The organism is Arthrobacter sp. SLBN-122 (genome assembly GCF_006715165.1).
Classification (GTDB): Bacteria; Actinomycetota; Actinomycetes; order Actinomycetales; family Micrococcaceae; genus Arthrobacter.
Genome location: NZ_VFMS01000001.1, coordinates 4101112 through 4120593, shown reverse-complemented (window position 1 = coordinate 4120593; position 19482 = coordinate 4101112). Strand labels below are relative to the sequence as shown.

Annotated in this window: 20 protein-coding genes; 10 read left to right on the top strand and 10 right to left on the bottom strand. The window is 63.0% G+C overall.

All coding sequences use genetic code 11. The features are described from left to right. The first annotated feature begins 178 nt into the window (after positions 1 to 178). The 4 genes from FBY36_RS18920 (at position 179) to FBY36_RS18905 (ending at position 3762) form a co-directional block, all read left to right on the top strand. The gene (locus FBY36_RS18920; protein ID WP_056336786.1) at positions 179 to 568 is read left to right on the top strand and encodes a HesB/IscA family protein; all 390 of its coding nucleotides are present in this window, start codon (positions 179 to 181) and stop codon (positions 566 to 568) included. Positions 569 to 753: 185 nt separating this feature from the next. Next, positions 754 to 1626 (top strand): aa3-type cytochrome oxidase subunit II, encoded by an 873-nt coding sequence (ctaC, locus tag FBY36_RS18915; RefSeq protein ID WP_142121911.1) that lies wholly within the window; start codon positions 754 to 756, stop codon positions 1624 to 1626. Positions 1627 to 1636: 10 nt separating this feature from the next. Next, the gene (ctaD, locus tag FBY36_RS18910; protein WP_142121909.1) at positions 1637 to 3364 is read left to right on the top strand and encodes an aa3-type cytochrome oxidase subunit I; all 1728 of its coding nucleotides are present in this window, start codon (positions 1637 to 1639) and stop codon (positions 3362 to 3364) included. Next, positions 3361 to 3762 carry a cytochrome c oxidase subunit 4 gene (locus FBY36_RS18905; protein WP_142031296.1) on the top strand — a complete coding sequence of 134 codons (402 nt, stop codon included), beginning with the start codon at positions 3361 to 3363 and terminating at the stop codon, positions 3760 to 3762. The genes ctaD and FBY36_RS18905 overlap by 4 nt, the downstream gene beginning before the upstream one ends. 76 nt (positions 3763 to 3838) lie before the next feature. Here FBY36_RS18905 and FBY36_RS18900 read toward each other — a convergent pair whose 3' ends face one another. Then, the gene (locus FBY36_RS18900; protein WP_142121907.1) at positions 3839 to 4132 is read right to left on the bottom strand and encodes an HPr family phosphocarrier protein; all 294 of its coding nucleotides are present in this window, start codon (positions 4130 to 4132) and stop codon (positions 3839 to 3841) included. A 158-nt stretch (positions 4133 to 4290) separates the two neighbouring features. Between FBY36_RS18900 and FBY36_RS18895 the strand changes: the two genes are divergently transcribed. After that, entirely contained in the window at positions 4291 to 5061 is a 771-nt protein-coding gene (locus tag FBY36_RS18895; RefSeq protein WP_142121905.1) for a GntR family transcriptional regulator, read from the top strand. 138 nt (positions 5062 to 5199) lie between these two features. Here FBY36_RS18895 and qcrB read toward each other — a convergent pair whose 3' ends face one another. The 4 genes from qcrB to ctaE all read right to left on the bottom strand — a co-directional run bounded on the left by qcrB (position 5200) and on the right by ctaE (position 9532). After that, the gene (qcrB, locus tag FBY36_RS18890) at positions 5200 to 6870 is read right to left on the bottom strand and encodes a cytochrome bc1 complex cytochrome b subunit (protein ID WP_142121903.1); all 1671 of its coding nucleotides are present in this window, start codon (positions 6868 to 6870) and stop codon (positions 5200 to 5202) included. Beyond that, positions 6848 to 7918 (bottom strand): cytochrome bc1 complex Rieske iron-sulfur subunit, encoded by a 1071-nt coding sequence (qcrA, locus tag FBY36_RS18885; RefSeq protein ID WP_142121900.1) that lies wholly within the window; start codon positions 7916 to 7918, stop codon positions 6848 to 6850. The genes qcrB and qcrA overlap by 23 nt, the downstream gene beginning before the upstream one ends. 100 nt (positions 7919 to 8018) lie before the next feature. Further along, positions 8019 to 8807 (bottom strand): cytochrome bc1 complex diheme cytochrome c subunit, encoded by a 789-nt coding sequence (qcrC, locus tag FBY36_RS18880; RefSeq protein WP_142121898.1) that lies wholly within the window; start codon positions 8805 to 8807, stop codon positions 8019 to 8021. Between the two features lie 86 nt (positions 8808 to 8893). After that, complete coding sequence (gene ctaE, locus FBY36_RS18875; RefSeq protein WP_200830533.1) at positions 8894 to 9532, bottom strand: aa3-type cytochrome oxidase subunit III; 639 nt, start codon at positions 9530 to 9532, stop codon at positions 8894 to 8896. Between the two features lie 148 nt (positions 9533 to 9680). Between ctaE and trpD the strand changes: the two genes are divergently transcribed. Further along, positions 9681 to 10736: an anthranilate phosphoribosyltransferase gene (trpD, locus tag FBY36_RS18870; protein WP_142121896.1), complete on the top strand. Its 1056-nt coding sequence runs from the start codon at positions 9681 to 9683 to the stop codon at positions 10734 to 10736. 14 nt (positions 10737 to 10750) lie between these two features. Here the strand turns inward: trpD and FBY36_RS18865 are convergent, their stop codons facing one another. The 4 genes from FBY36_RS18865 to FBY36_RS18850 form a co-directional block, all read right to left on the bottom strand. Next, complete coding sequence (locus FBY36_RS18865) at positions 10751 to 11032, bottom strand: Lrp/AsnC family transcriptional regulator (protein ID WP_043456257.1); 282 nt, start codon at positions 11030 to 11032, stop codon at positions 10751 to 10753. A 117-nt stretch (positions 11033 to 11149) separates the two neighbouring features. Then, a complete protein-coding gene (locus tag FBY36_RS18860; RefSeq protein WP_142121894.1) occupies positions 11150 to 11551 on the bottom strand; it encodes a DUF3054 domain-containing protein in 402 nt (133 codons plus the stop codon). A gap of 57 nt (positions 11552 to 11608) precedes the next feature. Further along, positions 11609 to 12202 carry a hypothetical protein gene (locus tag FBY36_RS18855; protein ID WP_142121892.1) on the bottom strand — a complete coding sequence of 198 codons (594 nt, stop codon included), beginning with the start codon at positions 12200 to 12202 and terminating at the stop codon, positions 11609 to 11611. 187 nt (positions 12203 to 12389) lie between these two features. After that, a complete protein-coding gene (locus FBY36_RS18850; RefSeq protein WP_142121890.1) occupies positions 12390 to 14717 on the bottom strand; it encodes a bifunctional polysaccharide deacetylase/glycosyltransferase family 2 protein in 2328 nt (775 codons plus the stop codon). 856 nt (positions 14718 to 15573) lie between these two features. Here FBY36_RS18850 and FBY36_RS20745 point away from each other — a divergent pair. From FBY36_RS20745 to FBY36_RS18835, 4 genes are all read left to right on the top strand, one after another. Further along, the gene (locus FBY36_RS20745) at positions 15574 to 15723 is read left to right on the top strand and encodes a hypothetical protein (RefSeq protein WP_200830532.1); all 150 of its coding nucleotides are present in this window, start codon (positions 15574 to 15576) and stop codon (positions 15721 to 15723) included. A 197-nt stretch (positions 15724 to 15920) separates the two neighbouring features. Continuing rightward, the gene (locus FBY36_RS18845; protein WP_142121888.1) at positions 15921 to 17144 is read left to right on the top strand and encodes a type III polyketide synthase; all 1224 of its coding nucleotides are present in this window, start codon (positions 15921 to 15923) and stop codon (positions 17142 to 17144) included. 15 nt (positions 17145 to 17159) lie between these two features. Further along, complete coding sequence (locus FBY36_RS18840; RefSeq protein WP_142121886.1) at positions 17160 to 17855, top strand: class I SAM-dependent methyltransferase; 696 nt, start codon at positions 17160 to 17162, stop codon at positions 17853 to 17855. 1 nt (position 17856) lies between these two features. Next, the gene (locus FBY36_RS18835) at positions 17857 to 19053 is read left to right on the top strand and encodes an FAD-dependent oxidoreductase (RefSeq protein ID WP_142121884.1); all 1197 of its coding nucleotides are present in this window, start codon (positions 17857 to 17859) and stop codon (positions 19051 to 19053) included. On the opposite strand, the gene FBY36_RS18830 is transcribed toward FBY36_RS18835, so the two are convergent. Continuing rightward, positions 19044 to 19457: a nuclear transport factor 2 family protein gene (locus tag FBY36_RS18830; protein ID WP_142121883.1), complete on the bottom strand. Its 414-nt coding sequence runs from the start codon at positions 19455 to 19457 to the stop codon at positions 19044 to 19046. The two genes, FBY36_RS18835 and FBY36_RS18830, sit on opposite strands and share 10 nt — an antisense overlap. Positions 19458 to 19482: the final 25 nt, after the last annotated feature.

Here is a 19482-nt window from a genome sequence, read left to right as displayed (position 1 = left end):
TGCATGGTGAAGTCCGCGCAGCGGAAAGCCAGGGAACAACCGGCGTGCTTTGACGGTTACGCCAGGAGTTAGAGCTACAGGACTGCCGCGCGTAGCATGTAGCTATAGCCCATACCGTATTTGTAGGGGCAGGCGCCGTTACGGCGACGCCGCCAGACCGTCCTAAGAAGGTAGGCCAATGAGCACCGCAACCAACGAAAACAGCACCGCCGCCACCAGTGTGGCCAGCGACGAACTGCCCGTTCACGAGGTCAACCTGACCGACGTCGCTGCAGGCAAGGTCCGCAGCCTCCTGGAGCAGGAAGGCCGCACCGACCTGCGCCTGCGCGTGGCTGTGCAGCCCGGCGGATGCTCGGGGCTGATTTACCAGCTCTACTTCGACGAACGGCTCCTTGATGGTGACGCTGTCCGCGACTACGACGGCGTCGAGGTTGTCGTCGACAAGATGAGCGTGCCGTACCTGAGCGGCGCCAGCATCGACTTCGAAGACACCATCTCGAAGCAGGGCTTCACCATCGACAATCCGAACGCCGGCGGGTCCTGCGCCTGCGGCGATTCATTCCACTAAGCCGGTTATTTCGCCTGATGTCCGCGCCGGGCTTCCTGCCGTCCAAAACGGCACGGGGGCTCGGCGCCGACATGTGGGCGAAACGCCCGGGGGAGCGGTAAGCTCTACACCGAGTAGTAAAACTTTTTTGTGCCCGGAGCGCCGATGGTTGCCCGGACAACAGCAACAAGTAGGAAGGGCCGTCTGTGAGTTCGCAGAACCGAACCGGCAGCCGACGCAAAACGATCACCACGATCTCAAGCTTGGCTATTGCCGGCGCGTTGGTTTTGACCGGATGTTCGCCAGAGGTAGAGAAGGGGTGGATGCCCACTGAACGTGGCACCACCAGCAACACCGACCGCATCATGGACCTCTGGGTCAACTCATGGATTGCTGCGCTCGTGGTGGGCACCATTACGTGGGGTCTGATCATCTGGTGCCTGATCGCCTACCGCCGCCGCAAGGGCACGGTTGGCTTCCCCCGCCAGACCAGCTTCAACCTTCCGCTGGAAGTCTTCTACCTCACCATCCCGATCTTTATGGTCCTGGTGTTCTTCTACTTCACCGACCGCGACCAGCAGGCGATCGATGACCGATCGCAGCCGGCCGACGTCGTAGTGGACGTCCGCGGCAAGCAGTGGGCGTGGGACTTCAACTACAAGTCCGGCGACGTGATCCAGGAAGACGTGCACGAGGCCGGGGTCCAGGCCCACCTCACCGGCAACACCATCGACAAGGAACAGCTCCCCACCCTGTACCTGCCGGTCAACAAGTCTGTTGACCTCGAGCTCAACGCCCGCGATGTCATCCACTCCTTCTGGGTTCCCGCCTTCCTGCAGAAGCGCGACATGATTCCCGGCAAGACCAACTACATCCGGTTCACCCCCACTAAAGAGGGCACCTACGACGGCAAGTGTGCCGAACTCTGCGGCGAGTACCACTCCGAAATGCTGTTCCGCGTCAAGGTGGTGTCGGAATCCGAATTCCAAACCCACATGGACCAGCTCAAGGCTGAAGGCAACACCGGCCTGCTCGGCGTGGAGTACGACCGCAACCCGAACCTGAACGAAAATAAGTAAGGGGAGCGACGTGGCTACGTACACCCAATCCGCACCCACGGGAGTCCTGTCGGCTCCCGTGGTACCCAAGTCCAAGGGGCGCATCGTCGTCAACTGGATCACCTCCACCGACCACAAGACCATCGGGTACATGTACCTGATCGCGTCCTTCGTGTTCTTCTGCCTGGGCGGCGTGATGGCGCTGCTGATCCGCGCCGAGCTGTTCGAACCCGGCATGCAGATCCTGCAGACCAAGGAACAGTACAACCAGCTGTTCACCATGCACGGCACCGTTATGCTGCTGATGTTCGCCACCCCGCTGTTCGCCGGGTTCGCCAACGTCATCATGCCGCTGCAGATCGGCGCCCCTGACGTGGCGTTTCCCCGCCTGAACGCGCTGGCGTTCTGGTTCTTCCTGTTCGGTTCCACCATTGCGGTGTCCGGGTTCATCACGCCGCAGGGTGCTGCCTCGTTCGGTTGGTTCGCCTACGCACCGCTGTCCAACACCACCTTCACCCCGGGCATCGGCGGTGACCTGTGGGTCTTCGGCCTGGCGCTGTCCGGCTTCGGCACCATCCTCGGTGCGGTCAACTTCATCACCACCATCATCTGCATGCGCGCTCCGGGCATGACCATGTGGCGGATGCCGATCTTCACGTGGAACACGCTAATCACCGCCATCCTGGTGCTCATGGCGTTCCCGCCGCTGGCCGCCGCCCTGTTCGCGCTGGGCGCGGACCGCAAGTTCGGTGCCCACATCTTCGATCCGGAGAACGGCGGCGCCGTCCTCTGGCAGCACCTGTTCTGGTTCTTCGGCCACCCGGAGGTGTACATCATTGCGCTGCCGTTCTTCGGCATCGTGTCCGAGATCTTCCCGGTCTTCAGCCGCAAGCCGATCTTCGGCTACAAGGGCCTGGTCTACGCCACCATCGCCATTGCGGCCCTCTCTGTGACGGTGTGGGCACACCACATGTACGTCACGGGCGCCGTCCTGCTGCCGTTCTTCTCGTTCATGACCATGCTCATCGCAGTGCCCACCGGCGTGAAGTTCTTCAACTGGATCGGCACCATGTGGCGTGGCTCGCTGACCTTCGAGACACCCATGCTGTGGAGCATCGGCTTCATGATCACCTTCCTCTTCGGCGGCCTGACCGGCATCATCCTGGCCTCCCCGCCGCTGGACTTCCACGTCTCGGACTCCTACTTCGTGGTGGCCCACTTCCACTATGTGGTGTTCGGCACTGTGGTGTTCGCCATGTTCGCCGGGTTCTACTTCTGGTGGCCCAAATGGACCGGCAAGATGCTCAATGAGCGCCTGGGCAAAATCCACTTCTGGCTTCTGTTCCTTGGCTTCCACGGCACCTTCCTGATCCAGCACTGGCTCGGCGTCGAGGGCATGCCCCGCCGCTACGCCGACTACCTGGTGGAGGACAACTTCACCTGGATGAACCAGTTCTCCACCGTGGCCTCATTCGTCCTCGGTGCGTCCCTGATCCCGTTCTTCTGGAACGTCTACATCACCTGGCGCAATGCTGAGAAGGTCCAGGTTGATGATCCGTGGGGCTTTGGTGCCTCGCTCGAGTGGGCCACGTCCTGCCCGCCGCCGCGCCACAACTTCACGTCCCTGCCCCGGATCCGTTCGGAGCGTCCCGCCCTGGACCTGCACCACCCGGAACTGCGCCAGGTCCACACCGTTGAGTCGCCGGCACCCGCAGCATCGGTTCTCGGCAACGCCGACCAGAAGGACACCGCACAGTGAAAATCGAATCCTGGATCTTTGGCTCTGGAGTCTTCTTCTTCGTCCCCGTCGCTCTGGTCTACGGTTTCCTGACCAACTGGGGTGAGTGGGTGGGCATCCTGGGCATCCTGCTCGTCGGCGGCCTCGCCGGCATGATCGGGGCATACCTCGGTTTCACCGGCAAGCGCGTAGGCCTCCGTCCCGAGGACCGCAGTGACGCAGAAATCCACGAGGGCGCCGGCGAACAGGGGCACTTCAGCCCCTGGAGCTGGTGGCCGCTGGTTCTGGGCATCGCCTGCGCCACCGGCTTCCTGGGCCTGGCAGTAGGTGCCTGGATCATCTTCATCGCAGGCGGCCTCGCCCTCGTGGCCCTCGTGGGCTGGGTGTACGAGTACAGCCGCGGCGACCACGCACACTAGGCAAGCAAAAGAATAACGACGTCGGGCCCCACCAGATTGGTGGGGCCCGACGTCGTTGTATGCCGTCCCAGGCCTTCTAAGCGGCGCCCTGTGACTCCAGGAGTTCACGAAGCTGCAGGAGGGCCTCCTCAGCCTTCTCCCGCCCCAGGGCGCCTTCCAGCCCGCTCTCAATGATGGACAACTCCACTTCGCATCCCTGTGGGAAGTCAGCGGTCATCACCTGAAGCAGCGAACGGGCATCCACCCTGCAGGCGCCGGCCTTGCTGATGGTGACCGGGAGGCCCGTGTCGGTGACGGCCCGGACGAATACCGCGGCAGGTCGTGCATGCAGGCCCACCGGCGCTGCCACCACGGCTTTCATTGTTGGCAAAGGGACTCCTTTTCAAAAGACGGCCCCCTCCGTCATTGGCAAATTTCCAGACCAAATATAGCTGTCCCAACGGCTCAGGGGCGAAAACGCCAAGCGGTCCGGCAACTGGTCTAGACCGAACTAAAATTGGGAGGACACCCAACGGCAGGAGAACGATCATGGCAGCCGGCGCCGCCGCAATCACGGGGGACATAGACCGCACCAGCGGAACGGCCATTTACGTCCAGCTTCGCGAAATCCTTCGTGCCTACATCGCACAGTCATGTCCGCCGGGCTCTGCCCTGCCATCGGAACGGGACCTGGCGGAGCGCTTTGGGCTTGCACGAATGACCGTACGGCAGGCGATCGATGCCCTGGTGGGGGAGGAGGTCATCGAACGGGTGGTGGGCCTGGGGACATTCGTCCGCCGGCCAAAACTCGACCTGCAGGTCAAGCTCACGTCCTACAGTGAAGAGATGCAGCGGCGCGGCATGGTTCCGGCCGCAAAGGTGCTCAGTTTCGAACAGATTGGCGCCAGCGCCTTCCTGGCCCGCGAGCTGCAGCTGGATGAGGGTACACCCCTGGTCCGCTTCCGCCGTCTGCTCCTTGCCGACGGGGAGCCCATGAGCGTGGACGAGAACTTCATCCCGGCGCATCGCGTCCCGGGCCTGCTCGACGGCGAACCGCCCACGTCGCTCTACAACGTCCTCAGCGAGCAGTACGGGCTGGTTATGGAGTGGGGCGAGGACATGATCGAGGCGACCGCGGCCTCGCCCTCCACGGCCCGCCTGCTCAACGTCGAAGTGGGGGCGCCGTTGCTGAAGATCCAGCGGCACGCGTTTGTCGCCAGGGCAATGGTCGACTACTCGGTGTCCTACTACAGGGCCGACCGGTACAAGCTGTGGGTGCCATTGCAGCGCCCGGGAGCCAGGCGGGCGCGCAACCACTAAGCCGGTCTGTCCGCTGGCTGCGCCTCCACTGGCCAGCAGCGGGTGCAGCCGCGCTGGATGCTTCCAGGCGTCCTTGGCGGAAACGCAGGAAAGGCCCGATCCACAGTGGATCGGGCCTTTCCTGTTGCGAGCTGGAGCCTAGTGCGTCAGGCTCCTGCTGCCTTCTGCCGCTTCGACAGCCTCGTGGCCGTGGCCGTGTGCAGCCTCAAGCTCAGCAGGCGTAGCGGGAGCTACGCGGTCCTCAAAGAACCAGCGGGAGAGGAACGCGCGACGCTTTTCCTTGCGGGTGACGACACCGTGCTCGTTGGGGACCGCCGGGAGGACCTGAGGCGACTCAAAACCAACCAGCTTGTAGCGCTTGTACTCGTCCAGCGGAGCGTGCACCTCGATGAACTCGCCATGCGGGAGCCGGACGATGCGGCCGGTTTCGCGGCCGTGCAGTGCGATCTCCCGGTCCTTGCGCTGCAGGGCAAGGGCCACGCGCTTGGTAACGATGAATGCGATGACCGGTCCGATGAAGAACAGGGCCCGCAGCCAGTAGGTGACGTCGTTCAGTGAGACGCCGAAGTGGGTGGCGATGAGGTCGGAACCGGCAGCGGCCCACATGACGCAGTACCAGACGAAGCCTGCCATGCCGATGGCGGTACGGGTGGGGGCGTTCCTGGGACGGTCCAGGACGTGGTGTTCACGGTCGTCCTTGGTCACCCAGCGCTCGATCCACGGGTACATGAACATGATGGTGAACAGGATGCCGGCCGGTACCAGGGCCGGCAGCAGGACGTTGAACGTGAATACGTGTCCGAAGAAGACCTGCTCCACGTGCCAGTCGCCAAGGGTTCCCGGCATCAATCGCAGGGCGCCGTCAACAAAGCCGATGTACCAGTCAGGCTGGGTACCTGCGGAAACGGGGGAGGGGTCATACGGACCGTAGTTCCAGATCGGGTTGATGGTGAAGAATGCCGCCATCAACGCAATCACGCCGAAGACGATGAAGAAGAACCCACCGGCCTTGGCAGCGTAGACAGGACCAAGGGGGTAGCCAACAACGTTGTTGTCGTTGCGGCCCGGCCCGGGGTACTGCGTGTGCTTGTGGACGACAACCATGAACAGGTGAACCACGATCATCAGCAGGATCAGCGCCGGCACCAGCAGGATGTGCAGCATGTAGAGGCGGCTGATGATGGCGGTGCCGGGGAACTCCCCGCCGAACAGGAAGAACGAGATGTACGTTCCGATGACCGGGATGGACTTGATGACACCGTCGATGATGCGCAGGCCGTTGCCCGACAGGAGGTCATCGGGGAGCGAGTAGCCGGTGAAGCCGGCAGCCATGGCCAGGATCAGCAGGACGCTGCCCACGACCCAGTTCATTTCACGCGGGCGGCGGAATGCACCGGTGAAGAACACCCTCAGCATGTGGACTGCGATCGATGCCACGAACAGCAGCGCCGCCCAGTGGTGCACCTGGCGCATGAAGAGTCCGCCGCGGATGTCGAAGGAGATGTTCAGCGAGGAGCTGTACGCCACCGACATTTCCACTCCCTTGAGCGGAATGTAGCCACCGTCGTAGTGGGTTTCCGCCATGGAGGGATCAAAGAAGAACGTCAGGAACGTTCCGGACAGCAGCAGGATAACGAACGAGTAGAGCGCAACTTCGCCGAACATGAATGACCAGTGGTCGGGGAAGACTTTGCGGCCGAACTCGCGAAGGATTCCGGAGCCGCCAACACGTGAGTCGACGAAGTCGGTGATCCGGCCTGTCGTGGTTTTGGCGACGAAAGCCGGCTCAGCTGTTGATGTTGCGCTCATGCTCAGCACGCTCCCAGTAGCTAGGTCCAACGGGTTCATGGAAGTCGCTGGTAGCGACCAGGTAGCCCTCGTCGTCAACTGCGATGGGCAGCTGGGGGAGAGGACGGCTGGCGGGGCCGAAGATCACCTTGCACTCTTGAGTGAGGTCAAAGGTGGACTGGTGGCACGGGCACAGCAGGTGGTGCGTCTGCTGCTCGTACAGAGCAACGGGGCAACCAACGTGGGTGCAGATCTTCGAGTAGGCAACGATGCCGTTGTAGCCCCACTCTTCGCGGCCCGCGGACGGGTTCAGCGATGCGGGATCAAGGCGCATGAGCAGCACAACGGCCTTTGCCTTTTCGTTGAGCTTGCCTTCTTCGAGTTCGTTCAGGCCTTCCGGGATGACGTGGAAGGCAGAACCGATGGTGACGTCCGACGCCTTGATGGGAGTTCCGTCAGGGTCACGGGTCAGGCGCTTGCGCTTTCCGTCCTGGGGAGCCCACATGGTGTGTGCGAGCTTGTCGTCCGGACGGGGTCCGAGGTCACCGAAGATGGCGACGGCGGGGAGCGGGGCAAGCGCCACAGCACCGAGCAGGGTGTTGCGGATCAGCGGGCGGCGCTTGATGCCGGTCTCTTCCACGATGTCGTCGACGATGCGGACAGCGGCCTGGCGGTCTTCTTCGTAGCGGATCGCGTGGCGTTCTTCGGAGACTTCGTGATCGGGCATCAGGGCCTTGGCCCAGTGCACGATGCCGATACCGATACCCAGCATGGCGAAGGCAGTGCCTACGCCGAGCAGGGCGTTCTGGAGCCGGATGGTGGCGATGCTGGAGTCATCACCCAGATCAATGGCGAAGTACGCCACCAGGAAGATCAGGGTTCCAACAACAGAAATGCCAAATAGTAAGGCGACCTGCCGTTCTGCCCGCTTTGCGGCCTTCGGGTCCGTGTCAGCCAGGCGCAAACGATGCGGGGGAATTCCAGGATCCTGGAACTTCTCCACCTCATTCTGACCAGCCGTAGCTACGGTGCCCGAGTGGTTCGGACTGCCGTCACTATGGTTGCCCATAATTCGCCTCATCCTTCTCTCGTCCCGGCCTGTGCCGGGTTAGTTTCTAATTTCAAGCTGCTGACTGGGCAGCAGAAGTTGTGTGTGTCCCCAGGGAAAGTCAGGACGTCCTGGAGGTCAGCCAGATGGTGAAGGCGATGATGACGCCGAGGCCGGCAACCCATACGAACAGGCCTTCAGCAACGGGGCCGAGGGAGCCGAGATCGGCGCCGCCCGGAGAGCCGGTGGTTTCGATCTGCTTCAGGAAGGTGATGATGTCTTTCTTGCCCTCGGGGGTGATGTTGGCGTCATTGAACACCGGCATGTTCTGCGGGCCCGTGGCCATGGCTTCGTAGATGTGCTTGCCGGATACATCCGCCAGCGCCGGTGCAAACTTGCCCCTGGTCAGCGCGCCACCGGCAGCAGCGGCGTTGTGGCACATGGCGCAGTTGGTGCGGAAGAGTTCGCCACCGGCAGCGGCGTCGCCGCCACCGTTTGTCAGGTCCTCTTCAGGAATAGCCGGGCCGGCTCCAAGGGAAGCGACGTAGGCTGCAAGCTGGTGGGTCTGTTCATCGTTAAACTGGACCGGCTTCTTGAGGGCCTGGGGTCCGTTCATCTGCATCGGCATGCGGCCGGTGCCCACCTGGAAGTCGACAGCTGCGGCACCGACACCCACCAGCGAGGGGCCATCCTTGGACCCACTGGCACCCATGCCGTGGCAGGTGGCGCAGTTGGCCGCGAAGAGCTTGCCGCCCTCTTCCGCGTCATTCGCACTGAAAGTGGTGGTGGAAGCCTTGGCCTCGTTGACGGTGGTTGCCACGGCGTACAGCCCACCAGTGATGAGGAGCCCCATCAGAAGCAGCGCTATTGCTGCAAGTGGGTGACGCCGCTTTTGTGAGAGTGCCTTCACGTGGTGGTTCCTTTATTCGATCCTGCGCCGGCTCCGGGAGCCGCTACCTGAAATTCTGCCTCTTGTAGAAAAAGAATCAAAGCTGGCTACTTGAGTACGTAGATGACCAGGAAGAGGCCGATCCAAACGACGTCAACGAAGTGCCAGTAGTAAGAGGTGACGATCGCGGACGTTGCTTCGAAGTGTCCAAACTTCTTCGCCGCGAAGGACCGCCCCATGATGAGCAGGAAGGCGATCAGGCCGCCGATGACGTGGAGGCCGTGGAAGCCGGTGGTCATGTAGAAGGCAGAGCCGTAGGCGTTGGAGGAGAGCGAGACGTGCTCGGAAACCAGCATCGCGTATTCGGTGGTCTGGCCGGCAACGAAGAACGCACCCATGATGAACGTCAGGGTGAACCATTCATTCATTCCCCAACGGGCGAACTGAAGGGCACCTCCGGTACGCCGGGGCTGCAGGCGCTCAGCAGCGAAGACGCCCATCTGGCAAGTAAAGGAACTGGCCACAAGGACAATCGTGTTGACGAGCGCAAAGGGGAAGTTGAGCTTGGCTGTCTCTTCAGCCCACATTTCACCACTCGTGGAGCGGAGCGTGAAGTACATGGCGAAAAGACCGGCGAAGAACATCAACTCGCTGGACAGCCACACAACGGTTCCGACAGAAACCATGTTGGGGCGGTTCAGCGTGGGGTGCGCCGGGGTACTGGGGGCATGGGTCGCAGATGTCACATAGACATTATGTCTGTAAAAGTCCGTGCTGCCCAACGCAAACCGCCTTTTCGAAGGACTTTTTCTACAAAGACGCGAAATTGCCCGGAAAAGTTCCCGCCGCCGTTCACATTGGTCAGTGCCCGCCATCGCTCGATAGCATCAGCAGGTGACTTCACAGGCAACTGCAGCGTCCGGCAACACCTGGCCCCGGCTGATTTCGGCACTGATTAAAGGCAATGACCTCACGGCGGAGAACACGTCCTGGGCCATGGACACCATCATGTCCGGCGAAGCCACGCCCGCCCAGATCGCAGGATTCCTGGTGGCGCTCAGCGCCAAGGGTGAAACCGTGGATGAGCTTTCCGGCCTGGTCGAAGCAATGCTTGCCCATGCCAATCCAGTGGAAATTTCCGGGGAGAAACTGGACATCGTTGGCACCGGAGGTGACCAACTTAACACTGTCAACATCTCCACCATGGCCGCCCTTGTCGCTGCCGGCGCCGGTGCCAAGGTGGTGAAGCATGGCAACCGGGCCGCGTCGTCGTCGTCCGGGTCCGCGGACGTGCTCGAAGCGCTGGGAGTCCGTCTTGACCTGTCCATCGGGCAGGTGGCCCGTAACGCCGAGCAGGCGGGCATCACCTTCTGTTTTGCCCAGGTGTTCCACCCGTCATTCCGCCACACCGCCGTGCCCCGCCGCGAACTTGCCATACCCACGGCATTCAATTTCCTGGGTCCGCTCACCAACCCTGCCAACGTGCAGGCTTCTGCTGTGGGCGTCGCCAATGCGCGGATGGCGCCGCTCGTTGCAGGAGTCCTGGCGCGGCGGGGGAGCAGGGGATTGGTCTTCCGTGGCAATGACGGCCTGGATGAACTGACCACCACTGGTCCTTCCACCGTTTGGGAGGTCCGTGACGGTGCCGTTAATGAGTTGCTGTTCTCCCCGCAGGACCTTGGCATCAGCCTGGCCACGGTCGAACAGCTTCGCGGCGGTGATGCAGCGGCGAACGCAGGCGTAGTCCGCGACGTGCTGGCCGGCAAAGAGGGCCCTGCGCGCGACGCGGTCCTGGTCAATGCAGCGGCCGGTCTGGTGGCGTTTGACCGTGAAGCCGAGGGACCGTTCCTGGCGCGGATGCAAAGGGCTTTCGCACGGGCGGCGCAATCAATCGACTCCGGCGCTGCTGCTGCCGTCCTGGACCGTTGGGTTTCCCTGTCCCGCGCCTAGGGTCGGGCGCCGCGTTACTGCTCGAAACCCAGGGAAAAGGCAGCGTCCAGGTCGTGCTGTGAGTACGCACGGAATGCGATGTGGGTGGTGGTGTGGACCACGGCGGGAACTTTGGAGAGCCGGTCGGCGATGACGTCCGCCAGGTCCTCGTGCCGGTGTACCCGCGCTACCGCAATCAGATCCCATTCCCCGGTGACGGAGTAGACCTCACTGATGCCCTCGATGGCGGAGATTTCCTCCGCGGTCTCGGGAATGCGGGCGGCGTCAGTCTTGATCAGAACAAATGCGGTAACCACGTTTGTACCCCTTCAATCAATTCCGCCGCAGCAAGGCACGGCAGGTTTGTCTCTCCTGCCAGCCTATTACACTGGGGTTCCTTTCCCGGCAGCCACCTGGTGCCGGCTGGCCCTTCGTTACCGGCTGCGGAGCCGGACGGCGGCGGCCAGCAGGAGCCGGTACCCCACAAGGAACACGGCCAGGGCCAGTGTGGCCACGATGACGAAGGGAAGCACTACCGTCTGGGCGGTCAGCGCCCGCAGGAGCATGCCGACGACCAGGCTGCCAAGCCATACGGGAACCCCGGCATGGAGGACAGATAAAGGTCTGCGCCAGGCCCGGGAAGCGACCCATCCGGCGGCGGCACCGGCGAGGAAGGGCCAGGCAGTCAGCAGCACACCCAGGATCGGCTCCTCCCGGTGGTGCGCATCGCGGCCTATGGCGGCGAAGGCAAGAATCAGCACGACATCGGCCACAGCCGCTGCCTGTACCGTCTTTCCGGACGACGTTGCCGCCACCTTCGTTTTCAAGGAACTCATGGTTTCGAGCTTAGCCGTCCATTCTGTGTGTCCACGGTCCCTGTTCGCCGCGACCTTTCATTGCCCAGGCACGCTGTTACCGTAGCTGGCATCGCATTTGCCGTCGTGGATGACGCCTTGGCCTGGAGCTACCGGGTAGTGGTCCTTGGGGTTGAAGATGGCTGTACTGATGCCTGTCGCTTTGCGCGCGCACCTGCGCACGAAGGACCGGGACTCATCCCTGCCATCAATCCAGATATCGATCCATTGTGTTGCCTTGCCGTATTTCTCCGCCCCTGTATGGCAGGGGCCTTCCTCGGGTTCCGGCCCGTCCCCGCAGGTATCCTCCACGATAAAGTAGCGGCGGACGTGCGGGAGGTAGATGCGTGTCCCCGCAGGAATGTCAAGGACGTCCTGCCCGGTTGCGCGGGAATGCCCGACGGCGATGGTCACCGGATCAGCATAGGTCCCCGCGCCGCCGGCTGCTTCGTGCAGGACGGGATGGCTGATCATGGTCGACCCGGGAGGCGTGTTGTCGAACCAGGTATAGGCCGTGACATACACGTCCGTCTTTATCGACTCCTCCGGGCCGCTGGGCGCAATCCCGGTGCATGCGCTGGCTGCCAGCGCAACGCAGAAAGTAGCTGCCGCAGTCAGGGCACGTCCGCCCATTCGCCGCCTCCCGGTTTTGCCGGCAATCTCACTGGCAAGATTAAAAGTCCCGGATTGCACGATGGTCAACTGCTGTCCTGAGGCCACGGGTGAGTTCGCTGGCAAAGTCCCCGCGTCCTGCCGTCCGTTGTGATGGCGCTCGGGAGGCCGGCACTTGAAGGGCAGCAAGGTTGTCACGACCGGCGGGTCACGGGACGGTGGGGGAGAGTGGACGGTGGTCTGCGGCGGAAGGCGGCAGTTCGGCGCTGTTGGTTCGCTGGGGTTTGTACCAGCCGACGGCAGATCCTCTCAACGCCCGAATGGCCGCGCCAAATACGACGTACGCACGAAGCGGTTCGTAGATGAGCCGGTAGATCGGCACGATCAGCAGATGCCATGGACTCTCGCGCACCATGACCACGGCCACGAGGGAGACCACTGTGTGGGTCGCCGTGACGAAGGCGGAGAACAACGCGATGGCCTGCCATTCACCGCGGGTGAGGCTAAGCACGGCCACCGCCACTGCCAAGGGCATGAAGATCAGCGGGACCACCACGGAGACCAGCGCGTAGGGCATGGTGAGCATGCCCAATGCGCCGAACTTCGGATTGAACAACATGGACCGGTGTTTGTAGAGGGTCTGGATGTTGCCGTAAGTCCATCTCAGCCGCTGCTTGAACAACCCTGACAGCGTGAGCGGCGCCTCGGTCCATGCCACCGCCCGGTTTTCCTGCACGATGCTGTACCCCAACTGCTGCAGGGACAGGGTCAGATCAGCGTCCTCGGCAAGTGTGGCATCGGAGTATCCGCCGGCTTTCACCAGTGCATCCCTGCGCCACGCCGCGCAGGCGCCCGGAACTATCGAGATCGCTCCCATGAGGCCTTCTGCCATCCGGGTGACGCAGATGCCGGACAGATACTCCAGGCTTTGCCAACGGGCAACGAGATTGCGCCGATTGCCTACCTTCACGTGTCCCGCGACGGCGCCGACTTCCTTGGCACCGGAGGGAGCCACAAAATGGCGGGCAAGCATGCGGATGGTCTGGGGTTCGAACAAGGTGTCGCCGTCCAAAGTCACGACAATCTCCCCACGCGACTGCGCAATGCCGTTGTTGCTTGCCGCTGGCTTGCCGCTGTTGGGCTGGGTGTGGACTCTAAGCTGCGGCCAGCCGGCGGCATAGTTTCTAAGGACATCAAGGGTGGCGTCCGTGGAGCCGTCATTGACCGCCACCACCTCAAAGTGCGGGTACTCGCTGGCTTTAAGGGCATCCAGTGTCTTGGTAACCACCGGTTCCTCGTTGTAGACCGGGAGTACCACGCTGACAAAGGGCCAGCCCCTGCTGCCAGGCGGGTCCCATTTCCTTTTCCTCTGCCGGGCGTTGTTGACCAGGGCGAGGACAACGAACAGGAAAGTCAGGATGGTGAGTGACCCGATGCCAAACCAGAACAGCCAGTTCATCACCACACTGGGGGTTACCAAATAGGCGGTCAGGGCTCCGAAGGTGAGATTGTCCGGCAGTCCGGCGTCTGCTGTGCGCTGGGGAACGAACCCGTCCGGCAACATTGGTTCCAGTGTGGTGAAGCGGTACCCCTGCGCCTTGGCTTTGGGAATGAATTCCTTCAGCATCTCGATTGTGGCCGTCCTGTCCCCGCCACCGTCGTGGACCAGCATGACGTGCCCCAGACCGTCGAGGTCAGGAACCGGGACAGGGGTCCCTGGCTCATAGTCCCAGTCCCGGGTGTCCAGATCCATGTTGACGTGAAGGTACCCCAGCTGCTGCGCCTGGAGCAGGGCAAGGGTGTTGTTCTCCGGATTGCCTGTCGGGATTCTGAACAGCCTCGAAGCGTAATTGTCCGCCGCCCGGAACACTCGGTCCTCGCCGATGATTTCCTGCCTGTTGGATGCGTCGTCATGCGCCCAAAAGTCGATGTGGCTCATGGTGTGGTTGCCTACCATGTGGCCCTCCCGAATTATCCGGCGAAAGATCTCCGGATTTTCAACCACGTTTTCTCCTATGGCGAAGAAGGTTGCCGGAACGCCTTCGCGCGACAGGAGGTCCAGGATCTCGGGGGTATAGCGGGGGTCCGGGCCGTCGTCGAAGGTCAGCATCAGCGTGTGGTCCGGGGGAAGTCCGTAGGCTTCAACCGCGTAGGGCCTCTTGCCGATGGCCTTAGCTTCGTTCGCTGTGGCCTCCCGCCATACTTCGTTGCTGAAGGGGTCCTTCAGCAGGGTGGTGCCATCACGCCGCTCCACAAGCGCAATGCGATGGAAGACTTCGTTGCCCTGTTCGTAGCCGACTTTCGGAATGTTCTTCAGGTACTGCTGGGCAAGCAGCGCGCGCGGGTAGTCAGGAGACTGGTTCAGCTGGCCCTGCCGCAGGGGAGCGGTGGCGCCGGGCAGCACGGCGCACAGTGCCAGAACAACGGACAGTGCTGCGGCCAGCAGAGCGTTCAGGATTCGATTCCAGCGCTTTCCGCTGGCATCGAAAAACACGGGTGGCTGGACGTCGGGCAAAAAGGAGGAGACGTTCGTCATTGAGGCCCCTGGGTGGAAAACCTGGAGAACATTTATGAGGGGGAGGAACCCTCGCCTGGGAAGCAGCTGCCAGTCCTCGAGCTGCGGCAAGGACCCGGGCAGCGTTGGCCGACGCTTCGGAAGAGGTGACTTCCAACATCGGGTGCCGACGACAACGTGGTAGCTGCCGTCCTGCCCACGACGATAGGTTTGTGCTTTCAGGGCGAACACGCGTAGGACGTACCTGATTGCGGTTTTGGGTGCTACTTACCTAAGCCAGTTTCGGGCCATGCCCGGGCAGCCCGCAGGGTTGAGGGCCTGATAGGTAGCCGTCGGCCGCTGTTCATTGCGGGAACCTGCGGATAAGCCAGCTGGCTTCCCAGCGGAGGTGGTAGCCGCTGCTTCCATCCCACTCAACGAGGATGTGGGTCACGGTATAGGCAAGGGCTGTGGCCCGGATGGCCCGTACTTTGACAGCTGCCGGTCGGAGCAGAACCACAGGTATTCCGGGGGCTTGCCGCAGCGCCTCCTTATGCATATCTGCGCGGCATCCGGCGCATATGGCGGGGCAAGGCATGCAGGCCTGCAGTCGGGGGAGTTCAAACATGGGGTGTCCTAGGAAGAATCAGGAAGACCGGGCGCCGCCGCCGACTGTATGAACATGGAAGGGATCTTTGGGAGCCCTCCGTTGCGTGCCCGCAGCAGACCCTTCCGGCCTGCCGGCATGTCCAAAAGGCTAGATCGCCCGGCGGATGGCGCCATGGGTGGGAGCTACCCAACTTGCAGGACCGGCTCCCCATTTTCAGGCCCCAGGGGATAGGTATGCAGTAGGGTCTCAGCAGGAAGCCGGGGTCAGTCCGGCTCTATGGGAGGCGCAGTGAACAAGGCCTTGTGGATTTGCAGCCTGCTCGGCGCTGCCTTGGGGATCAGCCTGGGGCTGGCACTGTTCCATACGCCGTTTTGGGGCCTCGCGCTGGGGCTTGGCGTCGGTGCCGTGGTGGGGGCCTCGATGCAGCGGCGTCACTAGCCGGAGGCCGGTGGGGTAGCCGCAGCCGGGGTCCTCTCAAGAGTTACTTGACATAATGTAGATTATCGGCGCTTTAGGGCAGGCCGGGATTGGGGTCTCAACGAGCCGCCTTGTGACTCTGAAAAGCCCCGGCAAAAGCGCTGGTCAAAGCCCCAAACCCCATTGTCTTTATTCTGGCGCCCGTCAAGAATGAATCAATGACGGTCTATGTGCGCTCACTTGAAACTGCAGTTCCGGGGACAAAGCTGATCCAGTCCGAAGCCCGTGATGTTTTTGCGGCCCAGCCGGGTCTGTCCCGTTTGGGTTCACGGCTGGTCAATACCTGTTTTGATGGTGCAGCCATCGAGACAAGGTTCACCGCCGTGCAGGAACTCACCAACACGTGCCGTTCGGAAAATCCGCAGTTCTATGACCAGGAAACCGGGTTGCTGCTGAACCCCAGCACCAAAGTGCGCAACGATATCTTTGCCAGCGAGGCCACCAAACTGTTCGTAGAGGCCGCCCGCGCTGCCCTGCAGGCAGCCCCGGAACTCGATTTACTTGACATAACTCACCTCGTCACAGTTTCCTGCACCGGCTTCTTCAATCCTGGCCCCGACTATAAACTGGTCCGCGAACTTGGCCTTAACCCGGCAGTCCAGCGATACCACCTGGGCTTCATGGGCTGCTACGCGGCCTTTCCCGCGCTCCGTGCGGCGAAACTGTTTTGCGAGGCTGACCCCAACGCCGTCGTCCTCGTTGTCTGCGCCGAACTGTGCTCACTCCACGTCCGCACCTCCAACGACCCGGACACCATCATGGGCTCTGCACTGTTCGCCGATGGCGCCGCCGCCGCCGTCGTGACTGCCCGTCAAGGCGCGGAAGAAACGGCACTGATGAAACTGGACCACTTCGAGACAGTCCTGACGCCGGTCGGCGAGGATTCCATGGCGTGGAACATCGGCGACAACGGCTTCGAGATGGTTCTTGGAAACTACGTTCCGCACATCATCGACGACCACATTGTCGGCGCCCTGGAGCCCCTTCTCGAAACGGAACCGGAACTGGCGGCGCTCCCATACACGGCAATCCCCCACTGGGCCATCCATCCCGGCGGCCGCAGCATCCTGGACAAAGTGCAGTCGAGGCTTGGCCTCAGCGATGTCCAGCTGGTCCCGGCACGGGAGATCCTGCGCAATTACGGCAACATGAGCAGCGCCACCGTCCTTTTCGTCCTCAAGCACATCCTGGAACAACCCCTCCAGGAGGCACCTGCCGGGGACGAGCGCATCTGTTCCATGGCCTTTGGCCCTGGCCTGACGGTGGAAACCGGCCTGTTCACCAAGCTCCGGCAGGCAGCAGGCGGCCAGGAGGACAATGCGGCAGAGGCTGATCTGAGGATGTTCCAAAGCCGGACGGCCGCCGAAGCGCCCGTCGCCTGACGCGGACTCCGTCGAATGGGAATTTTGCTGCGCCAACGCGCCACCACGGATATCGAGCAGATGGACCGGCCGGACTGTGATGCCCGCCTCCTGGACAACACGTACCGGCAGTTTGGTGTCATCAACAGGGTGCTGTCCGGCTGGCGGAAGCTGTATGCCAAGGAGCTTCGACCCATGATCACGCCTGCTCAACACCCGTTGACGGTGCTGGACATCGGCTCCGGCGGAGGCGACCTGGCCGTGATGCTGGCCCGGTGGGCCGCGCGGGACGGCAAGGCGATGCACATCACGGGCATCGATCCCGATCCCCGCGCAGCCCGTTTCGCCCGGCAGCGCCCCTCCATGGCCGGCGTCGAATTCCGGAACGCTCACAGCAGCGACCTGGTCAGTGATGGCACCCGGTTCGACGTCGTCATTTCCAACCATGTGCTGCACCATCTGGAACCGGAAGAGCTCCGGAGACTCCTGGCGGACTCGGAAATCCTGGCGGCCCGAAAGGCGCTGCACAACGACCTGGTCCGCAGCCCGGCGGCGTTTGCCCTGTTCAGCGTGGCGGCGCTGCCGTTCCGGCGGTCCTTCATCCGGGAAGACGGCCTCACTTCCATCCGGCGCAGCTACAGGCCGGCCGAGTTGGCGGCCGCCGCTCCCCCGGGCTGGTCCGTGGTGCGCTCGTCGGCCTTCCACCAGGTCCTCACGTACCGGCGAGGCTGACGTGGACGCCGATGTCCTGATCGCCGGGGGCGGTCCCGTGGGCCTGTACCTGGCTGCCGCCCTCCTGCAGGAAGGCGTCAAGGTAAAGGTTCTTGAACAGCGGACGTCACGGAACCGGCATACCCGCGCCATCGGAATCCATCCTCCGGCGTTGGAGGCACTGGCCGGGATCCGGGTTGCGTCCGGCCTGGTCCAGGAAGGCATCCGCATCAGGACGGGCATGGCGGTCAGCAGCGGAAGAACAGTGGGAACCATGGCGTTCGACGCCGTATCGGACCACTATCCCTTTGTCCTTGCCCTGCCGCAGTTCAGGACAGAGGAACTCCTGGAGGACCGTGTCCGCGCCCTGGACCCCGGGGCACTGGTCAGGGGTGCCAGCGTCACCGGAGCCAGGGACGACGGCGACAAGGTCACCGTCGCGGTGCAGTCCAGCCCGGGTGCCCCGATCCTGGGCAGTGGCCACGGCAGTACCGCCACCGCCGCCTTGCTGGTGGCGGCAGATGGTGCCCGGTCCCTGCTCCGTGGCGCCCTGGGCGTGCCGGTGGACCGGAAGTCCTATCCCGACCACTACCTCATGGGGGATTTCGACGACGGCAGCGGCTACGGGGAGAAGGCCGTCCTGTTCCTCGAACCGGAAGGGATCGTCGAGTCCTTTCCACTGCCCGGCCGTGTGCGGCGCTGGGTGGTGCGGCTGGACCGCCCGGCCCAGCCTGAAGCAGGTCCCCGGGAGCTGGCGGAACTGGTGCACAGCCGGACCGGCTTCCTGCCTGATGCAGCCACGAACTCGATGCTGAGCGCTTTCAGCGTAAGGGCGGCGATCGCCCGGCGGATGGTGGCAGGACGGACTGTGCTGCTGGGGGACGCTGCCCACGAGATCAGCCCCATTGGCGGGCAGGGCATGAACCTGGGCTGGCTGGATGCTGCGGAGCTGGTCCCTGTGATCTGTTCCGCGCTGGCGGGCGAATCCACGGGGACCAGGCTCCGGGAGTTCGAGAAGAGCCGCCGCCGGGCTGCCGCCGCATCCCGCCGGCAGGCCGAAATCAACATGATGCTGGGCAGGCCGCTGCCCCGGCCGCTCCTTCGGGTCCGCACTGCTGCGATCGGCGCTGCCGCTGCCATCCCCGGGGTGAACCAGTGGGCGGCCAGGCGTTTCACCATGCACCAGCGCACGAACCCGCAGTTGCAGGGCTACCGGTAATAGCAGTCGTAACTGTCCTGGCTCACGATGGCACCGTCACGCACCTCGAACACCGAGGACGTCCTGGCCCGGATGGTTTCGCCGGAGTCCCAGTACCGCAGATCCATCAGCACCGTGGCCGACCAGTCTGCTTCCACCACCACCCGGCTGCCCTGGCAGGTGGTCCTCCGGACGATGAACTGCTGGTCCTTCACCACCTCGCGGCTCTGGTCCGCGCCGGCGAGCACTCCCGCCAGTGTCCGGGTGGAACCTTCAGGAGCCAGGAGGTGCGGAGCCTCCGTCAATACGAATGATTCCGACAGGAACGGCCGGATGTCATCCGCTCCCCCGCCCGCCTCGAGGACCCGGATGAATTCCAGGACGTGCTCCAGCGGGGGTGCCGGCGGGAAAGAATCATCAGCCATGCAGTAGACCCTAGCTCAAGGGTCC

What these genes read in the sequence shown, in the direction of transcription:
- FBY36_RS18920 (WP_056336786.1), top strand. Translation starts at nt 179, where the DNA reads ATGAGCACCGCAACCAACGAAAACAGCACCGCCGCCACCAGTGTGGCC.
- FBY36_RS18895 (WP_142121905.1), top strand. Translation starts at nt 4,291, where the DNA reads ATGGCAGCCGGCGCCGCCGCAATCACGGGGGACATAGACCGCACCAGC.
- qcrB (WP_142121903.1), bottom strand. Translation starts at nt 6,870, where the DNA reads ATGAGCGCAACATCAACAGCTGAGCCGGCTTTCGTCGCCAAAACCACG.
- qcrA (WP_142121900.1), bottom strand. Translation starts at nt 7,918, where the DNA reads ATGGGCAACCATAGTGACGGCAGTCCGAACCACTCGGGCACCGTAGCT.
- FBY36_RS18860 (WP_142121894.1), bottom strand. Translation starts at nt 11,551, where the DNA reads ATGAGTTCCTTGAAAACGAAGGTGGCGGCAACGTCGTCCGGAAAGACG.
- FBY36_RS18855 (WP_142121892.1), bottom strand. Translation starts at nt 12,202, where the DNA reads ATGGGCGGACGTGCCCTGACTGCGGCAGCTACTTTCTGCGTTGCGCTG.
- FBY36_RS18850 (WP_142121890.1), bottom strand. Translation starts at nt 14,717, where the DNA reads ATGACGAACGTCTCCTCCTTTTTGCCCGACGTCCAGCCACCCGTGTTT.
- FBY36_RS18845 (WP_142121888.1), top strand. Translation starts at nt 15,921, where the DNA reads ATGACGGTCTATGTGCGCTCACTTGAAACTGCAGTTCCGGGGACAAAG.
- FBY36_RS18840 (WP_142121886.1), top strand. Translation starts at nt 17,160, where the DNA reads ATGGGAATTTTGCTGCGCCAACGCGCCACCACGGATATCGAGCAGATG.
- FBY36_RS18830 (WP_142121883.1), bottom strand. Translation starts at nt 19,457, where the DNA reads ATGGCTGATGATTCTTTCCCGCCGGCACCCCCGCTGGAGCACGTCCTG.